Origin of the sequence: Enterovibrio nigricans DSM 22720, assembly GCF_900167155.1 — a bacterium.
Taxonomy (GTDB): domain Bacteria; phylum Pseudomonadota; class Gammaproteobacteria; order Enterobacterales; family Vibrionaceae; genus Enterovibrio; species Enterovibrio nigricans.
In genome coordinates, this window is record NZ_FUXU01000201.1 from 1 (window position 1) to 1,869 (window position 1,869).

1 protein-coding gene and 1 pseudogene are annotated in these 1,869 nt (G+C 48.1%); one reads left to right on the top strand and one right to left on the bottom strand.

Going from position 1 to position 1,869, the window contains the following annotated elements; all coding sequences use genetic code 11:
* The coding region (locus B5D35_RS24240; RefSeq protein WP_342068305.1) for a glycine-rich domain-containing protein at nucleotides 1–870 on the bottom strand (870 nt) is incomplete at its 3' end.
* 533 nt (nucleotides 871–1,403) lie between these two features.
* Here B5D35_RS24240 and B5D35_RS23550 point away from each other — a divergent pair.
* A pseudogene (locus tag B5D35_RS23550) lies at nucleotides 1,404–1,684 on the top strand (transposase zinc-binding domain-containing protein); the annotation flags it as partial.
* Nucleotides 1,685–1,869 lie beyond the last annotated feature (185 nt).

Below are 1,869 nucleotides of genomic sequence, written 5' to 3' on the forward strand. Positions count from 1 at the left end.
TATGTTGCCACTGCTATCAACCAGATTAACAACAGGCTGCGTTGTCAATAGGGCACCGCTAACACCCGCAACTGGTTGGGTGGAAAGTGCTACCCGACCAGCTCTATAGCGAACGATAACAACGCCACTACCACCATCCCCAGCAGATAACACTGTTGAGGATGAGCCACTGAAAAAACTACCGCCGCCGCCGCCGCCGCCGCCAGTATTTGATTGACCGGAAGCAGCACTACCATATGTGGAGCCCCCTCCGTTGCCACCTCCATGTAGTCCTTGACCTGGAGAGCCTCTATCTCGTTTGCCACCGCCGCCGCCGCCTGCATAAAATGTATTTCTACCACTTATATTCGAAGACAATCCATTACCACCGTCTCCAGCATGGTTATTAGTGGTTATGTTGGGAAACCCTCCCAAAGAACCAGCACCGCCACCTCCGCCGCTTGCTTGAGCAAAAGCCCGAGGATCTGCTATACCATCACCTCCGTTGTTGCCTTGCCCGGCAGTTCCCGCCCCTCCAAGAGTTCGAAGACCTCCGCCACTACTACCTCCCCCTCCTGAGGCACCATTTCTTCCATTAGTATATATAGAACCGCCACCGCCACCGCCTAAAGCGGTTATTGAAAGGCCTGGACCTAATAGACTCGAGTTTCCACCATTGCTGCCTAAGGCACCAGTAGTCCCTTTCGCCCCTCCTGTTCCAACGATGATTTGATATGTTCCGCGAGAGAGAGATAATCCAGTTCTTTGAATAAATCCACCGCCGCCACCGCCGCCGCCAGTACCACTTGCTACAGCGCCGCCGCCGCCGCCGCCGCCGCCAATGACTAATATCCGGACATTGGAAAGAACTTCACCCGCAGATACATTCAATGAGCCGGAGCTTTGAAATATATGTACTCGATCAACAGTGCCATCAGAATTTGTAACGCTGAAGGAATTCCCTCCTGTTGCGGCATAAGCATTAGAGAGTAATAGGCATAATGATGTAAAAAAAGCGATACGATTTAACATAATCCATTAAAAATCAAAGTGTTTATTGAAAAAAGTAGCAATTCCAGCAGCCGTTAATAAAACGTAAAGCTAGATGTTCCTTCTCTTATTCTAAATATAAAAGCAACATTTCGTCCTGTAAGAATTTTATTACGAGTGACGAAAGAATGTTGAAGAGTAAACTTTAAAAGTTTATAAGACTTTTAAATCAGTACTTTACATGTAGATAGCGCAACGTCAGATTTGTTAAACCTAAGTTAAAATCAGCCGCCTTCGGCGGAACTGTTAATGCGATATCTGTTTCATTTGTTTAAAAAGACACAAGTGGCATATTCTTGTCCGCCATGCTGCCCGACAATACCCTCAAAGCCCTGTTTTTAAACCGCCATCAGTAGGAAGAACACCTTGCCCTTAACATGGGCAACGTTCGTGATGCCGTCATCGAGAATGTCATCAAATTCCTGGCTTGTGGCACCTCTGCCTTCGGCTCCCGTCGATGCCACTGCGACAAACCTGGCTGCAGCCACGAAAAGTACCTTCACCAAACCTGTAAATCCCGAGCCTGCCCCATACCCTCTGGGCGGTGTTCCAGCATAACCGCTGGCTCATCAACGACCTGTTTGCCTGCGCAGCCAACATTTTCCTTGAGTGGGCCCAGGATATCGATATCGGTGCTCTGCACACCTACCTACGGGCGGCCCAACTCTGATATTTTTTATTACAACGTAACCTAAAAAATCAAATGTCATTCCAACATTGTAGTTCGTCTTTTTTCTTGGCTCCATTGCAAAGTTAGTAGAAGGCCGCTGAGACCCTAGGTTATCCTGAGTTAAAAAGTGAACTGATTTTCAATCAGGCACACTTCGCCCTTGATGCCTC